Origin of the sequence: Desulfamplus magnetovallimortis, assembly GCF_900170035.1 — a bacterium.
In the GTDB taxonomy this organism is placed as follows: Bacteria; Desulfobacterota; Desulfobacteria; order Desulfobacterales; family Desulfobacteraceae; genus Desulfamplus; species Desulfamplus magnetovallimortis.
This window is the reverse complement of record NZ_LT828549.1, coordinates 133,047-149,430: the sequence shown is the minus strand read 5'-3', so window position 1 is coordinate 149,430 and position 16,384 is coordinate 133,047. Positions and strand designations below refer to the sequence as shown.

General features: G+C 40.8%; 13 protein-coding genes. 5 read left to right on the top strand and 8 right to left on the bottom strand.

Translation table 11 applies throughout. The features are described from left to right. The first annotated feature begins 338 nt into the window (after positions 1-338). Positions 339-1,751: an HD-GYP domain-containing protein gene (locus MTBBW1_RS16555; protein WP_080804996.1), complete on the top strand. Its 1,413-nt coding sequence runs from the start codon at positions 339-341 to the stop codon at positions 1,749-1,751. Between the two features lie 115 nt (positions 1,752-1,866). Here MTBBW1_RS16555 and MTBBW1_RS16550 read toward each other — a convergent pair whose 3' ends face one another. Further along, positions 1,867-3,060, bottom strand: a complete 1,194-nt coding sequence (locus MTBBW1_RS16550) for a hypothetical protein (RefSeq protein WP_080804994.1) — start codon at positions 3,058-3,060, stop codon at positions 1,867-1,869. A gap of 275 nt (positions 3,061-3,335) precedes the next feature. Here MTBBW1_RS16550 and MTBBW1_RS16545 point away from each other — a divergent pair, with 275 nt between their 5' ends. Then, positions 3,336-4,346 carry an SPFH domain-containing protein gene (locus MTBBW1_RS16545; RefSeq protein WP_080804993.1) on the top strand — a complete coding sequence of 337 codons (1,011 nt, stop codon included), beginning with the start codon at positions 3,336-3,338 and terminating at the stop codon, positions 4,344-4,346. 440 nt (positions 4,347-4,786) lie between these two features. On the opposite strand, the gene MTBBW1_RS16540 is transcribed toward MTBBW1_RS16545, so the two are convergent. Together MTBBW1_RS16540 and MTBBW1_RS16535 are read right to left on the bottom strand one after the other, a co-directional pair. After that, positions 4,787-5,509, bottom strand: coding sequence for an acyltransferase (locus MTBBW1_RS16540; RefSeq protein ID WP_080804991.1), 723 nt, complete (start codon positions 5,507-5,509; stop codon positions 4,787-4,789). Between the two features lie 179 nt (positions 5,510-5,688). Then, a complete protein-coding gene (locus MTBBW1_RS16535; protein WP_080804989.1) occupies positions 5,689-6,738 on the bottom strand; it encodes a phenyltransferase domain-containing protein in 1,050 nt (349 codons plus the stop codon). A gap of 575 nt (positions 6,739-7,313) precedes the next feature. Here MTBBW1_RS16535 and MTBBW1_RS16525 point away from each other — a divergent pair. The 3 genes from MTBBW1_RS16525 to MTBBW1_RS16515 all read left to right on the top strand — a co-directional run bounded on the left by MTBBW1_RS16525 (position 7,314) and on the right by MTBBW1_RS16515 (position 12,874). Then, positions 7,314-9,722: a 3-hydroxyacyl-CoA dehydrogenase/enoyl-CoA hydratase family protein gene (locus MTBBW1_RS16525; RefSeq protein ID WP_080804985.1), complete on the top strand. Its 2,409-nt coding sequence runs from the start codon at positions 7,314-7,316 to the stop codon at positions 9,720-9,722. Positions 9,723-9,738: 16 nt separating this feature from the next. Next, the gene (locus tag MTBBW1_RS16520; RefSeq protein WP_080804983.1) at positions 9,739-10,917 is read left to right on the top strand and encodes a thiolase family protein; all 1,179 of its coding nucleotides are present in this window, start codon (positions 9,739-9,741) and stop codon (positions 10,915-10,917) included. Between the two features lie 655 nt (positions 10,918-11,572). Next, positions 11,573-12,874: a malic enzyme-like NAD(P)-binding protein gene (locus MTBBW1_RS16515; RefSeq protein WP_080804981.1), complete on the top strand. Its 1,302-nt coding sequence runs from the start codon at positions 11,573-11,575 to the stop codon at positions 12,872-12,874. Positions 12,875-13,098: 224 nt separating this feature from the next. Here MTBBW1_RS16515 and MTBBW1_RS16510 read toward each other — a convergent pair whose 3' ends face one another. The 5 genes from MTBBW1_RS16510 to MTBBW1_RS16490 all read right to left on the bottom strand — a co-directional run bounded on the left by MTBBW1_RS16510 (position 13,099) and on the right by MTBBW1_RS16490 (position 16,258). Continuing rightward, positions 13,099-13,293, bottom strand: a complete 195-nt coding sequence (locus tag MTBBW1_RS16510; RefSeq protein WP_080804979.1) for an FmdB family zinc ribbon protein — start codon at positions 13,291-13,293, stop codon at positions 13,099-13,101. 250 nt (positions 13,294-13,543) lie between these two features. Further along, complete coding sequence (locus MTBBW1_RS16505) at positions 13,544-14,038, bottom strand: hypothetical protein (protein WP_080804977.1); 495 nt, start codon at positions 14,036-14,038, stop codon at positions 13,544-13,546. Next, positions 14,035-15,030 carry a 4Fe-4S dicluster domain-containing protein gene (locus MTBBW1_RS16500; RefSeq protein WP_080804976.1) on the bottom strand — a complete coding sequence of 332 codons (996 nt, stop codon included), beginning with the start codon at positions 15,028-15,030 and terminating at the stop codon, positions 14,035-14,037. Before MTBBW1_RS16500 ends, MTBBW1_RS16505 begins: the two co-directional genes overlap by 4 nt. Positions 15,031-15,035: 5 nt before the next feature. After that, positions 15,036-15,512, bottom strand: coding sequence for a thioredoxin family protein (locus tag MTBBW1_RS16495; RefSeq protein WP_080804974.1), 477 nt, complete (start codon positions 15,510-15,512; stop codon positions 15,036-15,038). Between the two features lie 47 nt (positions 15,513-15,559). Further along, positions 15,560-16,258, bottom strand: a complete 699-nt coding sequence (locus MTBBW1_RS16490) for a cytochrome c biogenesis CcdA family protein (protein WP_080804972.1) — start codon at positions 16,256-16,258, stop codon at positions 15,560-15,562. Between the last annotated feature and the right edge of the window lie 126 nt (positions 16,259-16,384).

Genomic DNA, 16,384 nt, shown 5'->3' with positions numbered 1-16,384 from the left:
TTTAACTTTATTGGAAAGCATTTGTGCCTGGTTAATGTATTTGGGAGTCTGTAGCGATTTTAGCATTTATTTTTTCCTTGCCATAAAACAGTGCCTGTTCTACAAATTAAGTCATCAGATGAAAAAACATACTAATCATAAGAACTTTCATTGTGGAAATAGGGCCACCCTTCATATGACCCCAAAAGTTCTTTACACTTTTTTGTGAGAGATTACCTAAAAATGGGGTTCTGCTTCATGAAAGTGTAAACCAGAAAATGAAACATGCCGAAATAGGCACAAATTTTTTGTCTTTAGGCGGCTGAATTGGAGACATATCCGTTTAACAGGAAAAACAGATGGATTATGAAAACAAGACAAATAAAACAAAGCTGCTCTATTTTCCACTGGGTAAACTAAGCAGGGAGGAGAGTATTTTCCAAGACCCTGCAAAAGGAATATTCAAGGAAAAATTCAAATCCATTTTCACTCCTATTCTTGGTAAGCAGCTTGCTCTGAACACTTACTACCAGAATGACCTTATTGCATCAGCCAACACACGTATCACTATTGCACTTCTAAGAACATTTGACAGCCTTAAAATCAACTTTAAGGTCAACAATACCGATATCACAGAAAATGAAAAAAATCATGCCCTTTACGATGCCATGAGTCAGATCATCATGAGTAAAGTGGCCTTTATGAATAGTATTAAAGATGAGGATGTTCCGGAAATTCAGTCAAGTGTCCATACATTCATAAGCCAGGCACTCAACCAGTACAAAATTAACTCATTTCAAAATCATTTTGATAAGGTACAGGGATACCTTGAGTTTGCCAACAGCGTAATTACTTCGGAAAAAAACTACATAGGAACTGTTGCTGCCCTGAAAAAAATAATTGAAAATGAACAAAGCCTTTTCAACCTTAACAAAAATAATACTGGAGAAACGATCCAGCACAGCATGAAAACAGCGTGGATATCCCTTACGCTTGCAACGGAACTGGATGATTTTGATGAAGAGGATTATGAGAAACTAAGCATAATATGTCTTGCACACGACTGTGGCAAGGCTCTTATTCCAAATGAAATTATATATAAAAAAGGTCGCCTTACTCAGCTTGAAAGCGATATAATGAAAAGTCATGTACTGTTCTCCTTTATATTGAGCTCCAATAACCAGATTAATCTGACGTTTGAATCCTTTGTAATGGCAATGCATCATATAAAAGAGAACAAAAAAATTCCTCACAGCTATGGAATTACCCCTGACACATATACATCTTTCCACGATTATCTGACACCCAAAGCCCAGCAGGCTCTTAAGGAGATTGAACCTGATACAATAAAGTTCTATCGTCTTATGAGTATTGCCGATACCTTTGAGGCTATCACAGCCGAAAGGGTATATAAAAAAGGCTCATCCATAGGTAAAACAATAGAAATAATGCAGAAAGAAAACAGAGATGGAGAACAGTTTCACACCCCCTACCTTGATGCATTAATAAGACTTGTCATCAAATTCTTTCTGCCCAGGCATCTCATTTTCAAGCTTTCCGATGAACTTATTGATACCTATTACTCTGACAGTGAATTTACCAACATGGACAAAAAATTTTACCAAAAAAATTATCGCGGCGTTGTTGTGGAACCCTCAAGCAGAATTGATGATGCTGTAAAGTGCGTTATATTCAATCATCACAACAAACGTGTTGAACGCAATCTTGACATTCTCCCAATGCATCTGCTCCATCAACGTTACCTGACATAAGGTACATTATCAGAGCATTATGGAGTCAAGATACAAGTGCATCAACGTTACCTGACATAAGGTACATTGTCCATCAAATTTCCATCAATATAAAATGTCAAAAACATAGCATTTATCATACTGAGAGGTCAAGCTGCTGAATAGTTCCGGCCTTTCCATTTTCTTCAAGATATATTCCGGTTCTTCTGATCTGACCAAGAGTTGAATTGTTCTCTTCCTCTTTGACAGCAAAGAGAGTTTCAGCACTTGAAACCGAAATTGCCCCTATTCCCTTATCCCTGATGCCCTGTAATGTTGCTGTTTCAGGAGACGCTCCTGACCACACAGAGAGAGATTCAAAAGCTGAGTCTCCTTCGTCAATCCAGCCGTTTCCATCTTCATCAAGCTGTGCAAGCTCCTCAAATCCATTCTGGCTCTGGGGGCCAAAAAGTTCACTGCCGTTATTAACTACTCCATCCTTATTTCTGTCAAACACCAGAAAACCGCTTCCTGATTTGAGCCAGGGAATCATCTCCTCATCATCTCCATCTGAATTGAGATCAAACTTGAACCTTACATCTGTCAAATCTGCCGCGCTTCCCCCGAAATTAACCACAAGGGGATCAACAAGCACTGCATCACCTGTCATCTGGATTCTTTCTTCTGAATAATACTCCCTTGCCATATCAAGATTCAGGGAAAAGTTGATCTCTTCACCAGAAGCGTTTCTGACTGTTCCCTGTGCCTGGAACTTTGTGGTTTCAGCTTCGTAAAGAGAATTTACTTCTGTTATTCTTACTTTCTGAACAGGAATATCCGGCATATCTAATGATTGCCCCGACAATTTCAGTGAAACTTCATTTGAATTAAAAGAGGATGAAGAGAATGGAGTATTAACAGAAAAAATTGAAGAGTTTGGTGGAAAACGGTTGAAAATACCTGGTGAGCGCATTGAAGACAAATCATTTGCAGAGGCAAGCTCACTTCCGGACACATTGTCTTTGTTAAATCCTGCAATATTGTCAAGTTTGATTTTCTTTCCGGTCATGCTCTCAATCATCCGTTTCATGGCAGCAAGTCTGGGGTCTCCGTTAATCTGCTCTTCCGGATTAGGAGCTGGTATCTCGGTAAGCCTTGAAAAAAGCCTCGGACGCTTTCTTGATGCAATATTGACAAAGCTGGATTCCATCCTCTCTTTGCCCGACTTTTTTAATTGCTTTCCATCAAGGGAAATCCTGTCCTCAAGTGTTTCCACGCTCCTTTTTGAAACTCGCTGCTCCTCATAGGATCTTTCCGAATTAAACGAGAGTTGCGATGCCGTGATTTTCATTGAAAATTCCCCCTCATCATGTCTCTTACTGTTTCTCCATGCACTTTATCTGGAGGTAACATGGAGCTTACCATACTGTATCATACAGTTTATCAGCCTGTAGTTATCTCATCGGCATTTCAATGATATGAGTTTAATTGAAATTCATTTTATCTGTTGCCCCATGTTATATGTTGACCCATGAAAAACTATATAATACTTTTAACTTGACTTTGACAAAGCACCACAAAACAATCTTCGCAGACTAACAACATCAAAAAACGGAGGATAAAAAAATGGCCACAGATGAAAAAGCATTAATGAACGACAGCTCAAATAGTGACAGATCAACCGGAAAAACCGGACGAATAAAAGCGATTTTGTTACCGATTGCCATTATTATCGGCATCATGATCACCGTTATGAACTGTCTAACAACCATTCCGGCAGGTCATGTGGGAGTTGCAACTCTTTTTGGAAAGGTAAAGGAAGATGTTTTTCCCGAGGGAATGCACCTTATCAATCCGCTTCTTGATATAACGCTTTTTGATGCAAGGCAGAAAACCCATAAAGAGTCAATGGCGGTGCCAAGCAAGGATCAATTGCTCACCCAGTTTGACCTTTCCATTCAGTACCGTCTTATCAAGGAAAAAGCCCCGTATATGCTAAAGGAGACAGGCACTCCACAGGAAGTGATTGAGGTACACATGATTCCATTACTCAGAAGCCAGATGCGTGAACTTGGCAAAAGTGTTGAAACCGCGGAAAAATTCTATGATCAGGTAATACAGCAGCGTATCCAGGTGGAACTTTTGAACGGAATGATGATGCTTGCCGAAAAAGGCATAAAAATAGAAAAACTTTTGATACGGGATGTAATTCTTCCCAAAATCATTACTGATGCGGTTTTAAGAAAAAAAGAGGCAGCCCAGGCAGCAGAAAAGGCCAAGGAGGAGCTAAAAAAATTCAAAGTTGAGCAGGAGCGTAAAGAGGCCCAGGCTGAAGCAGAAAGACGTGCAGAAATTATTGAAGCCAACAAGAAAAAAGAGGTACTACTTATCTCGGCAAATGCAAAACTTGAAGCTGCAAGAATTGACGCCCAGGCAGTTCTGATTAAAGCCCAGGCTGAAGCTGAGGCAAAAAGGAGAATAATTGAGGCTGTGGGAATTGATGGATACATAAAACTTGAGAGCATGAAGGCATTGACAGAGCTTCAGAATGGAAATCACATGTTTATTATTGACCCAAATGCTGCATCACCGCTTCCGTTTCTCAATTTGAACCAGAGCATCCAGAACCACAAATAAATTTGAGTGTACCCTTTTTTGAATATCCGGCGTCAGTTGTTGCTATGAAACCTCACCCCCAAGCCCATACGCATCAAGCTAAGAATATAAGACTTTGTTTTTATTATAAATATAAAATCAAACATCTTAACAACAAAAATTAGAAAAACCCGTCTGATAAGGCTTTGAAAACCTTAGCTTGATGCGTATGCCCCCAAGCCCCCTCTCCATGACAGGAGAGGGAGAGAATAGTTTAAAGAAGGGTACACTCAATAATTTTTATATGAAAGTCTCGGTAACAGCCTGTTTTTTAAATGACTTTCATCTTTTCGATTGTGGCGGTCATCAGCCATGTACGTTATAGTATAGGTATTTCCATTTTTATCCCACAAAAGCAGGTTATCATGGAAAAGCCCGCCCGAAGGAAGGGCGCTAAGTTCTGAAGGAAGGACGCTAAATTCTTAATCTCTCTTTGAGGGCATGATCATATTGCGAATCCATCCCATGAGTGTATTGCCCTTAAGAAGCGCCTTCTCCTGTAGATCAAGATTCATGTTTACAAGATCAGTATCCCCGAACCTGTCCCTGCGGGTAATGATTTTTCTGTTGGGGTCAAGCTCCCTGACAACCCTTGCAGGATTGCCAACAGCAATAACATTGGCAGGAATATCAGAGGATACCACAGCACCTGCCCCTATAATACTGTTCTCACCAATGGTTACACCTTTGCATATGATGGCGCTGTCCCCTATCCATACATTTGGTTCAAGTTTTACAGGGGATGCTTTTTCAGGGGGCAGACTTCTGTCATATATGCCGTGCCAGTCAGAATCGGTTATATAGGCATTGCTTGCTATCATACAGTTATCACTTATAACAATCTCCTGGGCAGCACTGATCCGCACCCCTGGGGATATCAACACATGATCTCCTATTAAGATGCCTGGAATATCTTTTCTGTCTGACCAGACAGTAAGTCGGGTTCTCTTGTCAGGTGATGCCAAAAGCGTAATGTTCTCTCCTATGGTCACAGGCTCGCCAAAAACCTCAACATGCCAGGGTTTGACTACATAGGAATTATTACCGAGAGCCTCAAGCTGGGGTTCCAGAAAATGCCTGACATATAGTTTCAGGAATCCAAACCAGATTTTCTTTATTATGTATGGTCGGTGATCTCGTCTCATTTATTTAATGGTTGCCAATATTGATGGTATCGTAAAAATTCTATTGTCAGTATCTTTCTAAACATAACATAATAATTAATTTTGCTCCGCCAGAACTTAGCGCCCTTCGGGCGGGCTTTTCCATAACCACTTGCTTTTGCAGGATAAAAATGGGAATTCCTATACTATGAACTTAATTTTCACACAATCCCCTTAAACAAAGCACCGTCCCATGCATCATGGTTAAAAAGTGTGGATGCAGGAGTCAGACCGTAAAGGGCATCAGCGGCCATTAATACCACCCCGTTTGTCCAGGATATTTTCTCCTCTGGCCATATCACCATATCCGGAAATGTGTAGCCGCACCAGAAAGTACCATCTTCAAATGTTCTCTCCTGAATCCAGGAAAATACAATTCTTGCAAGCTTTGAGTTTCCCATGGCATTGAGTGCAAGCACAAATTCCGATGTTTCAGCCATTGTGATCCACGGTCTGTCGGAAACGCATCGAACACCCTGCTCTTCCACCACATATTTTTTCCAGTATTTCTCAACCCTTCTTGCAGCAGCATCCCCTGTAAGAGCACCTGAAAGGATGGGATAGAACCAGTACATGGAAAATCGGGACTTACTTATATTATAGATATGTATATTGTCCTGTATCGTGCTACCGAGACGAAAAAAACCATTTTCCCATTCAGGTACGTTTCTGCCAAGAATTGCAGCAACGGAAATAGCACATTTAAGGCTCATAAAAATTGAGCTGCAACCGGTTAAAAGCGCCATTGGGTCAATATTGCCCTCGGGACTCTTTGCCCAATATATTTCACCCCGTTCTGTCTGAAGGCTTAAGGCAAATTCTATGGCTCTTTCAATGCATGGCCACATCTTTTCCAGAAATGCATAATCTCGCCTGACAAGCCATGTATGAAAAACCCCTGTGGCAATATATGCACTCATGTTGGTCTCCATTGTCCTGTCTTCAGGCACTCCTTTTATATAGGAAGAGAACCATGAACCATTGTCATTCTGATTGGCTGCCATCCAGTCAAATGCCCGTTCAGCCTCATGGAATCGCCCCCCCACATTCAGTCCCATGGCAGATTCAACAAGATCCCAGGGATCAGTTTTCCCCCCCTGATGCCAGGGAATTTCACCTGATTCATATTGCAGACAGGTTATAAAATCAGCCAGCAGATCAATATTAGGGGCTGGACAGCAGGATATGCTTTTAAGAGGTCTTGGCTCCATTCATTTCTCCAGAATAAAAGTATTTTCAAGCATCTTTCATTTGTCGGTTTACACTTTTTTTGAACCATGATTTTCATGATTAAGGGCTTAGCTTGATTTTTAGGAATAGGTTTTAAACAACTTACCCATTTAAGAAGACAAATTCCTTGAATCACGGAACATGCAGGTTTTAAAGATGTCTATTTTGAACAATCTATAGAAATTTATCCGTTTTATTATCAATTGATATCATCAACCACAACAACATCGAACTATTTACCAGAAGATGATTCCATTGGCAAGGCAGACAAGGCATTTTCAAAATGGTCTTAAGATTCGGATATAATGCAAATGTTTCCATGAATATAAATTCATTATTTAACATGAAAAACTTTTCAAATTCAAAAAACATCTGAAATCATTTTTGAAATGAGTGTTCTACTTAAAATAATTAACAATATATTGCAATACAAATATTTTTTTTTAAAATTTTATAATAAAATTCCTTGACACACATCATAATATTTTGGTAATCAGAAATGAATACTCATTCACAGTCAATGAAAGGTATTATTAATCATACACAGGAGGTAGTCATGAGTAGAAAGATCAGAAAGGCTGCAGTAATCGGATCAGGAATAATGGGAGGTGGCATTGCTGCCCTTCTTGCCGGTGCTGGAGTAAAAGTGCTGCTTTTGGATATTGTGCCCTTTGATTTGAAGGACGAAGAAAAAAACGATCCGGCAGCAAGAAACAGAATTGTAAAAGCCGGTATGGATGCAGCCCTTGCATCAGCCCCATCTCTTTTTATGACCAAAAAGGATGCCACTCTGATTCAGACAGGCAACCTTGAGGATGATTTTGACAAACTGGCTGAATGTGACTGGATTTGTGAGGTTGTTGTTGAAAACCTCAAAATCAAGCAGAATCTGTTCAAACGTCTTGAAGGAATCCGTAAACCAGGTGCAATTATCACATCTAACACCTCCGGTATTCCACTCAAAGATATGTCAGAAGGTTTGAGTAAAGAGTTCAAGCAGCATTTCATGGGAACTCACTTTTTCAATCCTGTACGTTACATGCATCTTCTTGAGCTTATCCCGGGAGCTGAGACTCTTCCTGAAGTCCTTGAGTTCATGGCTGCCTTTGGTGAGAAAAACCTTGGTAAAGGTATTGTATGGGCAAAGGATACCCCGAACTTTGTAGGTAACCGTATCGGTATCCAGGGCATTGGTGCTGTAATGAATGCCATGCTGGAAGATGGACTTACCATACCTGAAGTGGATGCTCTTTTCGGTCCTGCCCTTGGTCGTCCTAAAACAGCTATCTTTAAAACATCTGATCTTGTTGGTCTTGATACCATGTCTCATGTGGCCAAGAACTCCTACGACATGTGTCCTGATGATGAGCAAAGAGATGCTTTTGTAGTTCCCGAATTTGTTAAAACAATGGTTGAGAACAAACAGCTCGGCAACAAAACAAGAGCTGGTTTCTACAAAACAGACCTTACACCAGAATGGAAAAAAATCCGCAAGGTTATTAACCCTGCAACCCTTGAATATGAAGATCTGACACGTCCGACATTTCCATGTCTTGACGAAGCAAAAAAGAAAGCCACACTTCCGGAAAAGATCAAGTGCGTCCTGACCGGCGATGACAAGGGTGCAAAGTTTGCCTGGAAAATGGCCGCAAACAGCTTTCAGTATGCTGCCCACAGAATCCCAGAGATATCCGACACCATTATTGAAATTGATAACTCCATGAAATGGGGCTACAACTTTGAGATGGGTCCATTTGAGATGTGGGACACCTATGGAGTAACAGAGGCCGTTGAACGCATGAAAGCCGAAGGTCTTGAAGTGCCTGAAAATGTAATGGCCATGCTCAATGCCGGTAACAAATCCTTTTACAAACTTGAGAACGGCGTAAAATATTTCTATGATTTTGCATCATCTTCATACAAGGCAGTTCCTGTAAGTGATACAATGGTATCTCTTGCAGCAGCAAAGGGTAATAACAAGCTTGTTCTTGGAAACAATTCTGCAAGCCTTATTGACATTGAAGATGGTGTATTCTGTCTTGAGTTCCACACCAAGATGAATGCCCTCAATGCCGAAATCATTGACACCATTGAAGAAGCTCTTAATTATGTTGATGCTAATGGTGTTGGCCTTGTAATAGGCAACCAGGCAGGTGGCATGCCAGGTGCATTTTCTGCCGGAGCAGATCTTTCCCTTGTTTCAAAAATGGCCCATGACAAAAAATATGCTGAACTTGATGCATTCCTTGAAAGAGCACAGACAGGAATCCAGAAAGCTAAATACTCTCCATTTCCGGTTGTTGCAGCTCCCTACGGCATGACCCTTGGCGGCGGATGTGAAACCTGCCTTGGTGCTGACAGAATGGTTGCACATGCAGAGCTTTTCATGGGGCTTGTTGAGATTGGCGTAGGCCTTCTTCCTGCCGGCGGTGGATGTCTTAATATCTGGAAACGTTTTATTGATGCTCTTCCTGCAGGCGTTGCCAAAGATACTGATCTTGCAAAACTATTTATTCCTGCATTCATGAATGTTGCAATGGCAAAGGTCTCCATGTCCGCAGCCCAGGCACGCTCCAATGGATTCCTCAGTGCAAATGACCGCATTGTTTTCAACCGAGACAACCTCATTGGCGAAGCCAAAAAAGAGGTCTTGAGAATGGTTGACGATGCCTATGCACCGCCAATGAAAAAACCTGTCAGGGTAATGGGAAATGCTGCCCAGGGTATGATCAATGCAGAACTTTTCAATATGCTCAATGGAAAATTCATGAGCGACTATGATGCCTTCCTTGCAAAACGCATTGCCTATGTAATGAGTGGCGGTAATGTGAATAAAAACAGTGATGTACCTGAAGAGACCATCCTGAAACTGGAAAGAGAAGCATTTGTTGATTTTACAAAAGAAGAAAAAACCATTGCCAGAATCGACCACATGCTGAAAACCGGCAAGCCGCTTAGAAACTAAGAAAGGAGATATTCCAATGAGAGATGCATATATTGTACAGTCAGTAAGAACCCCTGGCTGCAAGCAGAAAAGGGGTCAGTTTAAAGAGACCAGACCTGAAGAACTCCTTTCATTTATCATGAAAGCTGCTGTTGACAGAACAGAAGGTCTGGAAGCCAAAGATATCGAAGATGTCATGTGTGGATGCGCCTTTCCTGAAGCAGAGCAGGGACTAAATATTGGCAGGATCGCAGCAAAAATGGCAGGATTCCCGGACAGTGTTTCCGGTGCAACTGTAAACCGCTTCTGCGCATCCGGCCTTGAGGCCATAGCTCTTGCATCTGCAAGGGTACAGATGGGATGGTCAGAGATAACAATGGGTGCAGGTGTTGAATCCATGACCTTTGTACCAATGGGCGGAAATGTTCCAAGACCACATCCGGAATACTCCACAACCGATCCTGAAATGTATATTTCCATGGGTATTACAGCAGAAAATGTTGCCAACCGCTATAATGTTTCCAGGGAAGATCAGGATAAATTTGCATCAGAGTCCCAGGCCAAGGCCGCAAGGGCAGCAAAGGAAGGACTTTTTACTGAAATAGTTCCCACACCTGCCTACAAATATGTTATGCAGCCTGATGGAACCTTCAAAAAAGAGGAGTTCATTGTCTCCATAGATGATGGTATCCGTGAGTCCACACCTGAAGGTCTTGGAAAACTTCGCACAGTTTTTGCTGTAAACGGAAGCGTAACTGCCGGTAACTCCTCACAGACCACAGATGGTGCTGCCGCCACAATCATTGCCTCAAAAGCAAAATGTGATGAACTTGGCCTCAAGCCAATTGGAAGAGTTGTTGCCTATACAAGTGTAGGGTGCAAATCAGATGAGATGGGTGTAGGCCCAAGATATGCAATTCCAAAGGTTCTGGAAATTGCTGGTTTGAAAATTGAGGATATTGATATTTTCGAGATCAACGAAGCATTTGCTTCCCAGGCACTCTACTGCATAAGAGAGCTTGGCCTTCAAAATTCCATGGATAAAATAAACATCCACGGCGGAGCAATTGCACTTGGCCATCCACTGGGATGCACCGGAGCAAAACTCACTGCTACCTGTCTTGCAAACCTTAAAGAGGTAAATGGAAAATATGGTATTGTTTCCATGTGTATAGGCGGCGGAATGGGTGCTGCTGCAATCTTTGAGAGATTGTAATAATCAGGATTTCCTGACTAATATATAAGACAATCTTTACTCTTTTAAACCTAAAAAAAGGCTGCCTGGAAACGGGCAGCCTTTTTTATTTTTTATATATTGAAAAACACGGCGAAAATTCACCATTACCCGGTAGTTTTTCGCCTTTTTACCGTGGAAATAGATACATTATTTCCATGATCGGGGGTGGCCGAACTCCGGCCATGACGGTTTAGAATTCATCATATATATCATAAAGTCCAAATTTGTCTTTTTTAAGTTATTAACCTCAAATTATTTGTCCCACCTTTTTTTCTTATAATATACTGTAATTGATAGACATTTAACATATCCATATTTAACAGCCTTCACCCATCCCCTTTAAAAACACCCCTTAAAAAACTCTTTTCTCAACATGGCACACCTATTGCTAAACTGCATAGAACACAAATAACAGACAACAGTCAATTCAACCGACAGCAGTCAATACAAAAAATAAACAGCGTTCAGTAAAATAACTATTATTAATCAGATAATCAAAAATCAATTATTTTCAGACAATTGATTTTTTTAACATCTACATATTGAATTTGCCAATCTTATCATCTATAACCATGTGCATATTTATGTCAGAGTAAAATGACAACACAATAATAAAATTAAGGATTAGTTAAAAATGGAAAATTTTAAACAGGATGTATTGAATTATCACTGTCTTCCCATCGCAGGTAAAATCCAGGTTATGCCCACCAAACCATGTATCACCGCCAAGGATCTCTCCATGGCCTATACCCCTGGTGTAGCTCTTCCGGTAAAGGAAATTGCAGCGGATCCAACAACAGCAAGATTGCACACCAGTCGCCAGAATCTGGTTGCTGTTGTTTCCAACGGCACTGCAATTCTTGGACTGGGAAACCTTGGTGCCCTGGCAAGCAAGCCTGTTATGGAGGGTAAAGGTGTCCTGTTCAAAAGATTCGCAGATGTTGATGTCTTTGACATAGAGCTTGACACAGAAGACCCCAAAAAAATTATTGATATTGTCAAAACCATGGAACCTACATTTGGTGGCATAAACCTTGAGGATATAAAGGCTCCTGAGTGCTTTGAAATTGAAGAGACCCTTATTGATATCTGCGATATTCCGGTTTTCCACGATGATCAGCACGGTACAGCTATAATAAGTTCAGCAGGTCTTATAAATGCCCTAGAAATCACCGGTAAAAAAGCTGAGGATATAAAGGTAGTCTTTAACGGAGCAGGAGCTGCGGGTATTTCATGTGCCAAGCTTTTTATATCACTTGGTGTAAAATATGAAAATCTTGCCATGTGTGACTCCAGAGGTGTGATATATAAAGGACGCGAAAAGGGCATGAACAAGTATAAGGAGCTTTTTGCACTTGATACTGATATGAGAACCCTTGAAGATGCCATGAAGGGTGCTGATGTATTCATCGGAGTATCACAGAAAGATTGTGTAACTCCTGAGATGCTTTTATCCATGGCCAAGGATCCCATTGTATTTGCAATGGCCAACCCTGACCCTGAAATCACCTATGAACTGGCCACAGCTACAAGGGATGACGTAATAATGGCAACAGGGCGTTCTGACTATCCCAACCAGATAAACAATGTTCTGGGCTTTCCTTTTATCTTCAGAGGTGCTCTTGATGTAGGTTCCAAGAAAATATCAGAAGGCATGAAGCTTGCTGCAGCAAAAGCCCTGGCAGACCTTGCCCGCCAGCCTTTGCCGAAAATTGTAAAAGATGCCTACGATGGAAAGGATTTTACATTCGGAAAGGACTATATTGTTCCAAAACCCTTTGATCCAAGGGTCATTGAATGGGAAGCTGTTGCTGTTGCCAAAGCTGCCATGGAAGAGGGACTTGCAATGTACCCCATTGAAGATTGGGAAGGCTATACCGCAGGTCTTAGAAAAAGAATGGAAAAATTCTGGTGTGAATGTCAATTGGATGAGTAAAAAAATCCCATACTAAGACTTTTTTTACAAAAGATGATTATAGTTTAGGGATTTCCTGAAAAAAATTTAAAAAAGGGAAATCCCTGAAATCCAGCTCCCTTGTGGCAAACAGTGACGGCTGACGAGTTGTCACTGTCTCCCCCGATGCTTTCAAGGGAGGTGGATTTTTTCTTTGTTTCAAGGGATGATGCTGCGACAACCTGCCGCAGTAAGAATCAACCGGCTCACGAAAATCCCTTTGGTGACCCTGATGCACAGGTACCAATACTTGCCCCCATAAAACTGCAAGCACTTATCATCTTTCTGACTTCCCGGCTTCCGCATTCAGGGCAGACAATCTTCTCCTTATCATCCCCTGCAAAAATAAGCTTCTCAAACTGCTTCCCACATTTTTCACATTGGTATTCAAATATAGGCATGGGATAGAAACACTCCTTTTTATGGCATCTTTCATATCGACTCAAAAGAAGTTTACACTTTTCGGAAAATTTTGAACCATGATTAAAAGGATTACAGGATTAACATGATTATAATCAAGCTAATCCTGTAATCAAGAAAATCATGGTTCAAAAAAAGAGTACACCGATAAATGAAAGATGCCCTTTTTATGAAAAATTTTATTTCCGGCTTTACACTGCACAGATCTTCAGCCAGAATTTTCTCAGCTCTTCACTCCATCTTTTGTAAAATATCGTTTATTGGATGCCTGACCCATGATTTTTTAGCTATCACAGTATAAAAACTGTAAAACATAAGAATCATGCATAAGCCTAAATGCACAATATCCAAAGCAATAATCATATTATGGGGGAAAAATACGCCGGAGATATTTTTGTAAACCATGAATCCCCCTGTCCCCATGAGTCCAATAAGCATGACAGATTTTGCATATCCGGTTTTGGTAATTCTTCGATCTTTTTCCCTGTCAAGGATGTGATCAAGCACAACATAACAGGATAATCCAATGAGAACAGATGCAAAAATATAATGAATTGCATGGGTGACATAGAATTGAGCAAGCCATCCAAACCCTGGAATATCTGCAATATAGTATCTCTTGAAAATGGGCATTTGTCCAAATCCTGAAAGAACAAGGAAAATAAAAGTCAGCAGATATATAAACCTTACGGTTCTCTCATTAAATCCCGAATTGCTGGAGCTCACAGATCACCTCCGGACGCTGATTTTTTTTCCCTGCTGATTTTATAAAACCGACCAAAGGCAGCAGCCACTCCTGCCAATGGTGCCAGCAACATGGCTCTGGCCAGATTATTACCAGTTGCCATTGCATCTTCAACATTATCAAGATGGGGCTTTCCATTTCCTTTTTCAACAGCTTTGTTCAACTGATCAAATGGCACAGGAGAGACGTAAATTGTATTGGTTCCGCCATTTTCTATTTCACCATAAATATAACCGTTCATACTCTCAGCAAGCTCATGTGCCTTACGGATAATCTCATCCCTTGGACCAATTGTCTGAACATTTTCAGGACAGGCATCCACACAGGCAGGAAGTTTACCTTCGGCAATCAGTTGATAACAACGATCACATTTATACATAACGCCATTACCGGCAAAAGCAGGCAGTATATCAAGATAAAGCCCAACTCCTGTCTGGCGTTCTGGGATTTTCCATGGACACGCCTGCTTACATTTTGAGCCGCCAAGGCATATATCAGAATCAATCTGAGAAATACCATTTTTAAACTGTTTTGCAGCTCCCCAGGGACAAAGCTTTACACAGGGCGGGTTAACGCAGTGCATACAGCGTCTCGGGATATTGATCTCCTTCTCTTCTCCATCAACTGTCACAGTTGCGGTCTGGATATAAAGCCAGTTGTATGGGGTCAGCCTATCAACAATATCTGTTTTATCAGACCAGTCCATAACCGGAACCCTTGAAGGATACATAACAGGAAAAGGTTTTTCCGGTTTTGGATATTTATCAGCATTGGATTGACGGCAGGCGTAAACGCACTCTTCACAGGCAACGCATCTGCTTATATCCAGCAATGTTGCTATGGGTTCACCCTTTTCAAGGGCTGCTGCTGCACGAGCCACAGAAGAGGTGCCTGCAACGGCACATGCTGCTGCTGCCCCTCCTTTGAGAAAAGCTCGTCTTGATATTGACGTTTTTGATTTAAAGTCACTCATATTAATTATTCTGCACTGTTTAAAGATTTTTCAAAATCCCGATAATTCATTTTTTCATAGCTTTCTGTTTTAACATACTTAAGAATTGTAAGGAGGCGCCCTGCATCAACATAACCCGGCATACTGCTCAGTTTTTCACTGCTGGATTTAAGAAACCATGAAGTTGGCAATCCCCTTACTCCATAAATGGAAGCAATTTTCTGCTCCTTGTCAGAGTTGACTTTTATGGTAATATAATTTTCATTTAGATAATCAACAACATCATTATCCTTAAATGTGGATGCATCCATTTTGCGGCAGTAACCACACCAGTCAGCATGGAAATAGAGAAATATCTTTTTCTTTTCCGCCTTTGCCATGGCAACGCCTTCATCATATCCCTTCCACTGAATCTCTCCTGTGTTGGCAGTTGAAGGTCTACTGATGAATATAAAAGATAAGGCAGCCAATACAACAACGCAATGGAGAACTATTTTTTTCATGTCTTTTTCCTTATGTCGTAAAAAGTTTGGGGTATAAGGCCATAACATTACAATCCGGCAAGAAGCCTGAATTTGTCTGTAACCAAAAGTATGCCCATTATAATGAGCAGAAGGCCTGAAATTTTATTAATATAAACAAGTGCCTTTCTGGCATGTTTCATGATCTCAAGTATTCTTGTTATAAAAAATGAGAGCAAAATAAAGGGCAATGCAAGACCGGCAGAATATAGAGCAAGCAGAATAATCCCCTCCATTACAGTATCCTGGTTACCTGCAACAATAAGAATACTGCCAAGAAGAGGGCCTATACATGGACTCCATCCGGCACCAAAGGCCATGCCTATAATAAAGGTTCCCATAAGATGCATGGGCTTCTCTTTTAAATGGATACGCTTCTCAAAATTTAAACTTTTAATGTTTATAAGACCAATCAGGTGGAGCCCAAACAAAATGATCATAGCTCCACCTGCATAGCGTATAAGCCATGAAAAGCGCGAGATAATACCACCCATAAACGATGCTGATGCGCCCATAAGAATAAAAACAAATGAAAATCCCAAAACATATGCAATGGTTGAGAGAATGACCTTTTGCCTTGTGCTTGAACTCTCCTCGGTCAACTCGTCAAGGGAAAGGCCGGTGATAAATGAAAAATATGCCGGAATAAGTGGCAGAATGCACGGTGAAAAAAAAGATAATAGACCTGCAATAAACGCAGCATTATTTGTGACTGTTTCAGTAAACAATTAATCCTCCAAATTTAATATGATTTCTGAAAAAAAAGATTTCATTTTAACATACCATCAGATGTGATTCAATATCCGGATGTTCTATTTATCAGTACTGGGCATCCTTCATATGATCCCAAAGGT